The following is a 5,711-nucleotide window of genomic DNA, read 5'->3' as shown; positions in this document are numbered from 1 at the left end:
GCTCGCGGCGGGCGGCCCCCGGTGCGCCCCCGCGTGCGCTCCCGGTGTCGGCGGTCAGCCCAGCAGCCGCGACCAGAACCGGGCCCAGCGTCCGCGCGGCTTCACGGGGTCGGACACCGGGGGCGCCCCGGCCGGCTCGGCGTGCGCCGGGTAGCCGGGAGCGTGGTGCCAGGACTGGTCGGCGGTGGCGACCCGGCCCTCGCGCATGATCCGGACGGTGTGTCCGCCACACCCCGGGCAGGTCGGCTTGAGCAGCGGGGACGGTACCCGGACACCGTTGGCGTGGTATTCGAACACGACGTGCCCGTCCTTGCCGGCGTGGTGCTCGATGTCGTACGCCTGCTCCCAGCCGTACCCGCATCGCAGGCAGGCGAAGGAGTAGGCCTCCCGCACGGTCTCGACGGGAGTGTGCGGCCGTCCGGCCAGGCCGGGGGCGCTCAGCGCGTTGCCACCGAGGGGGCTACCGATCATCTCGCTCATAGCCGTCTCCCAGCGCCCGCCGGGCGCTCGCCCGGCTGGGTCTTTCCATTCCAGGAAATGCCCTGACGGCCTCGGCCGATGCCCTGCTTGTGAAGAGTTGGACGCGGGTTGGGAACTCCTATACGAAAGGCCTGGATCGTTCCGGAAACCGCGACCGAATCTTCAGCTCCGTGGGCGTTTACCGGGGCCTTCCCTCAAAGGTACGACTCCCCCGGAGTCACGCAACCCCCGGAATTCACCCCTCTTTCAGGGCCCCGTCCCGGCCGCCGCCGGGCCCGCTTCCGGCGCTACTTCCCGGCCCCCTTCGCGGCCCCGCCCCCGGCCTCGTTCTTCGCCTCGTTCTTGGCCTCGTTCTTGGCCGCCACCACCGCGTCGAACACCTCCCGCTTCGGCAGCGCGAGCTCCGCCGCGACGGCCGCGATGGCCTCCTTGCGGCGCTCCCCGGCCTCCTCCCGGACGGCCACCAGCCGGGCCAGCTCGGCGGGGGTGAGCTCCTGCGGCGCCGCCGGCGGGGCGCCCGCGACGACGACGGTGATCTCGCCCCTGACGCCTTCGGCGGCCCAGGCCGCCAAGTCGCCGAGGGGCCCGCGCTTCACCTCCTCGTACGTCTTGGTGAGCTCGCGGCAGACGGCGGCGGGCCGGTCGGCGCCGAACGCCTCGGCCATCGCGGCGAGCGCCTCGGCGATCCGGTGCGGCGCCTCGAAGAAGACCATGGGGCGCGGCTCGGCCGCGATCGAGGCGAGCTGCCGGGCCCGGTCGCCGGTCTTGCGCGGCAGGAAGCCCTCGAAGGTGAAGCGGTCGACGGGCAGGCCGGACAGCGCGAGCGCGGTGAGCACGGCGGACGGCCCGGGCACCGCGGTGACCTTGACGTCGGCCTCGACGGCGGCGGCGACCAGCCGGTAGCCGGGGTCGGAGACGGACGGCATGCCGGCGTCGGTGACCAGCAGCACCCGGGCGCCGCCGAGCAGTGCCTCGACCAGTTCGGGGGTGCGGCCGACCTCGTTGCCCTCGAAGTAGGAGACCACCCGCCCGGCCGGGGTCACCCCGAGCGCCTGGGTGAGCCGGCGCAGCCGCCGGGTGTCCTCGGCCGCGATCACGTCCGCCGTGGCCAGTTCGGTGAGCAGCCGGGGCGGGGCGTCCGAGACGTCGCCGATGGGGGTGCCTGCGAGAACGAGTACTCCTGTCACGGGCCCCATCCTTGCAGCTACCGCGGCCCGGGGGCTTTTGGTGACGATTCGGGCAGCTTCCGAGGGAGCGGTCACGTGTGCGAGAACCGCCCCTACGATGTGGCGGATGAACGGCGACACGGCGGCTCGCACGCCCACTGGTACAGACCACACCGCGCAGGATGGCGGCGACGTGGCCGGCCTGCCGTCCTCCGCCGTCCCGGCTCCGCGGCCCGCCGACCAGGCCGGGAGCCCCGCGCAGCACGACCGACCCGACCAACCCGGCAGCCCCGATCAAGCCGGCAGCGCCGCGCGGAGCTGGCGCGAGCGGCTGGCCGGGTTCGGCTACGCCGGCCGCCCGGTGGCCCCGCTGGCCGAGCGCCTGGCCCCGCCGATGCCGGACGGCCCCGGGGTGACCCCGGCGGTGGTGCCCCCGTCGCCGCTGCTGCTGCGGCTGGGCGTGTCCGTGCCGCCGGCCGTGTGGTCGTGGCTGTGCCGCTGGTCCGGCTGGCTGGGCCCGATCGCGGTGGCGGTGTTCGCCGGGATCCTGCGCTTCACCAACCTCGGCCAGCCGCACGCGATCATCTTCGACGAGACGTACTACGCCAAGGACGCCTACGCGCTCTGGCACGGCGGCTACGAGATCAACTGGCCGGACGGCGCCAACGAGCAGATCATGACGCCCGGCGCGGCCGTCCCGTACCGCTCGACGGCGTCCTACGTGGTCCATCCGCCGGTGGGCAAGTGGATCATCGGCGCCGGCGAGATGCTGTTCGGCATGAACCCCTTCGGCTGGCGGTTCGCGGTGGCCCTGCTCGGCACGCTGTCGGTGCTGATGGTGGCCAGGATCGCCCGCCGGCTGTTCCGCTCGACCCTGCTGGGCTGCGTGGCCGGCCTGCTGCTCTCGGTGGACGGCCTGCACCTGGTGCTCAGCCGCGCCGCGCTGCTGGACCTGGTGGTGATGTTCTGGATCCTCGCCGCCTTCGGTTTCCTGCTGCTGGACCGCGACCGCACCCGGGCCCGGCTGGCCGACCGGCTCGGCGGGGTGGCGGACGCGGTGCTGGCGCAGCGGGCGAACCTGGGCTGGCGCCCGTACCGGATCGCGGCCGGCGTCTGCGTCGGCCTGACCTGCGCCACCAAGTGGAGCGGCCTGTACGTCGCGGCGGCCTTCGGCGTGATGACGGTCCTGTGGGACGTCGGCGCCCGCCGCCTGGCCGGGGCCCCGCGCCCGTACCTGGCGACGCTCGCCCGGGACGTGGTGCCGGCCTTCGTGTCGGTCGTGGTGGTGTCGCTGGTCGTCTACGTCACGTCCTGGTGGGGCTGGTTCGCCAGCAGCAACGTGCCGGGCAAGGGCGGCTGGGGCCGGGACTGGGCGGTCGGCCGCTCGACGGACTACCCGTGGATACCCGAGGGGCTGCGCGCCCTGTGGCACTACCACTCGACGGTCTACGACTTCCACACCCATCTGAGCGACCCGCACACCTACCAGTCGAACCCGTGGTCCTGGCTGGTGCTGGGCCGGCCGGTCTCGTTCTTCTACGAGTCCCCCAAGCAGGGCCAGAGCGGCTGCACGGCCGCCGAGTGCGCCCGCGAGGTGCTGGGCATCGGCACCCCGCTGCTGTGGTGGGCGGCCGTGGTGGCGCTGGTGTACTGCCTGTGGCGCTGGGTGGCGCGGCGGGACTGGCGGGCCGGAGCGGTGCTGTGCGGCCTGGCCGCCGGTTACCTGCCGTGGTTCGCCTACCAGCAGCGGACGATCTTCCTCTTCTACGCGGTGGTGTTCGTCCCGTTCCTGGTGCTCGCGGTGACCATGCTGGTCGGTGCGCTGATCGGGCCGCCGGGCGCCTCCCGGGACCGCCGGATCATCGGTTCGGCGGCGGCCGGGCTGCTGGTGCTGCTGATCGTGTGGAACTTCCTCTTCTTCTTCCCGCTGTTCACCGGGCAGACGATTCCGATGGACGACTGGCGCCAGCGGATGTGGTTCAACAGCTGGATCTGATCGACACCGCTGTTCCCTGAATCGTCCGTATGCGGTGCACGACACGTACCAGATCCGTCACAACTCGCGGGCATTTCGTCGGCGCACCGATCGGCGCTGCCTAGGGTGGGGGGAACAGCGTGTCCGGCCCCGGTCGGTTGCGCCCGTCCGGCAGACCCTTGGGGGAACAGCACCATGCGCAGAGGCGCGAAGATCGGCATCATCACCGGCGTCTCCGTCGCCGTGCTCGCAGGCGGTGGCTACGGGGCGTACAGCCTGATGGGCGGCTCGGACTCCGGATCGTCCTCGGCGAAGAAGCCCCGCACGGTGGTCGCCGAGCCGCCCTCGGCCGAGCAGGCGACCAACGGTGCGAAGGACTTCCTGGCGGCCTGGGCCGCCGGCGAGCTGGACAAGGCGGCCGCGCTGACGGACGACCCGGCCGCGGCCACCACCGCGCTGACGGCGTTCCGCGACCAGGTCAAGCCGAGCGCGCTGACCCTGGCCCCGGCCGGCCCGGCCACCCCGCAGGCCTTCGCCTCGGCCACCGGCACCCCCGCGCCGGCCAAGCCCTCCGCCGGAGCCTCGGCCACGCCGTCGGCGGGCGCGACCCCGGGTGCCACCGACTCGCCGTCGGCCTCCGCCTCGGCCGGCCCCGCCGGTGTGCTGATGGGCTTCAAGGCGCGCGCCGAGTTCGCCGGCACCAACCGGGTCTGGGACTACAACGGCTTCCTGAACGTCGTGAAGATGAGCGACAACACCCCGGCCGTGCACTGGGCGCCGACGGTGATCCACCCGCACCTGTCCGGCAACGAGACGATCGCCACCCAGCAGGTCTTCGCCCCGCCGTCCACCGTGGTGGACCGCAACGGCAAGCCGCTGCAGGGCGCATCGCTCACCCCGGCACTGCTGTCCACCCTCCAGGACAACGCCCACAAGCTGCTGCCGCCGGACCCGAACAAGGACCAGGACGCGGGCAGCGCGGTGGTGATCAGCGACCCGGCCGGCAAGGGGGCCGCGGACAAGCTGTTCACCATCGTCGAGCCCAAGCCCGGCAAGCCGTTCAAGGTGACCATCGACAACACCATCCAGGCGGCGGCCGAGAAGGCGATGACGGACCTGGGCGGCAAGTCCGGATCCGTCGCCGCGATCGAGCCGAGCACCGGCCAGGTGCTGGCCTTCGCCAACGCGCCGGCCAACGGTCAGAACCGGGCCTTCACCGGCCTGCTCGCGCCCGGCTCGACGATGAAGATCGTCACCTCGACGGCGCTGCTGGAGGCCGGGGTCAACCCGGACACCGTGGTGGCCTGCCCGGAGAAGAGCAGCAACCCGGTCGCGATCCCGAACGACTTCCCGGGCGCCTTCCCCAACAACACGCTCCAGCAGGACTTCATGATGTCCTGCAACACGGCCTTCATCAACCAGGGCCTGACCAGCCTCAAGCCCGAGACGCTGTCCAGCACGGCCAAGGACGTGTTCGGCATCGGCCTGGAGTGGAAGACCGGCCTGCCGAACACCGACGGCAAGGTGCCGCCGACGCCGGGCAGCAAGGACGAGCAGGCCATGAACTACATCGGCCAGGGCAAGGTCCAGATGAACCCGCTGGCCATCGCCTCGATCACCGCGACCGTCCAGAGCGGCGCGTTCAAGCAGCCGATCCTGGTCCCCGGCCTGCCGCAGCAGGCGGCGGCCCGCCAGATCGCGCCGGACGTCGCGGGCAAGCTGCGCGCGATGATGAACGCCACCGCCACCGGCGGCACGGCCAAGGACGTGATGGCCGGGATCACCGACAACGCGGGTGCCAAGACCGGCTCCGCCGAGGTCGCCGGCGCGTCCACCACCAACAGCTGGTTCACCGCCTTCCGCGGCAACATCGCGGTCGCCGCCGAGGTGCAGGGCGGCGGCCACGGCGTCGACGCGGCCGGCCCGGCCGTCGCCTCGCTGCTCAAGGCCGCGGGCCGCTAGGCCGACGCCCCCGTCCGAACGCGTGCACCTACGACCCCTGGGCGTCGCGGGGCCGGTCTGGCCGGGTGGCCGGGGGGGGGGGTGGGGGCCCGCGGGGGTCCGCGGCCGGGCGCGAGCCGCGGGCAGCG

General features: G+C 73.1%; 4 protein-coding genes. 2 read left to right on the top strand and 2 right to left on the bottom strand.

The features are described from left to right. Positions 1–54 precede the first annotated feature (54 nt). Together ACFV6I_RS36965 and rsmI are read right to left on the bottom strand one after the other, a co-directional pair. On the bottom strand, positions 55–480 hold the full coding sequence (locus ACFV6I_RS36965) for a hypothetical protein (RefSeq protein ID WP_350877715.1): 426 nt from the start codon (positions 478–480) through the stop codon (positions 55–57). A 287-nt stretch (positions 481–767) separates the two neighbouring features. Beyond that, entirely contained in the window at positions 768–1,667 is a 900-nt protein-coding gene (rsmI, locus tag ACFV6I_RS36960; RefSeq protein ID WP_380430425.1) for a 16S rRNA (cytidine(1402)-2'-O)-methyltransferase, read from the bottom strand. Between the two features lie 106 nt (positions 1,668–1,773). On the opposite strand from rsmI, the gene ACFV6I_RS36955 reads away from it, so the two are divergent. Both ACFV6I_RS36955 and ACFV6I_RS36950 read left to right on the top strand, forming a co-directional pair. Then, on the top strand, positions 1,774–3,642 hold the full coding sequence (locus ACFV6I_RS36955) for a dolichyl-phosphate-mannose--protein mannosyltransferase (protein WP_079135665.1): 1,869 nt from the start codon (positions 1,774–1,776) through the stop codon (positions 3,640–3,642). Positions 3,643–3,816: 174 nt separating this feature from the next. After that, entirely contained in the window at positions 3,817–5,583 is a 1,767-nt protein-coding gene (locus tag ACFV6I_RS36950; RefSeq protein WP_380345712.1) for a penicillin-binding transpeptidase domain-containing protein, read from the top strand. The last annotated feature ends 128 nt before the right edge of the window (positions 5,584–5,711 follow it).

Source organism: Kitasatospora sp. NPDC059803 (genome assembly GCF_042732255.1).
GTDB lineage: Bacteria > Actinomycetota > Actinomycetes > Streptomycetales > Streptomycetaceae > Kitasatospora.
This window is presented reverse-complemented; position numbering and strand designations above follow the sequence as displayed.

What these genes read in the sequence shown, in the direction of transcription:
- ACFV6I_RS36965 (WP_350877715.1), bottom strand. Translation starts at nt 480, where the DNA reads ATGAGCGAGATGATCGGTAGCCCCCTCGGTGGCAACGCGCTGAGCGCC.
- ACFV6I_RS36950 (WP_380345712.1), top strand. Translation starts at nt 3,817, where the DNA reads ATGCGCAGAGGCGCGAAGATCGGCATCATCACCGGCGTCTCCGTCGCC.
- ACFV6I_RS36955 (WP_079135665.1), top strand. Translation starts at nt 1,774, where the DNA reads ATGAACGGCGACACGGCGGCTCGCACGCCCACTGGTACAGACCACACC.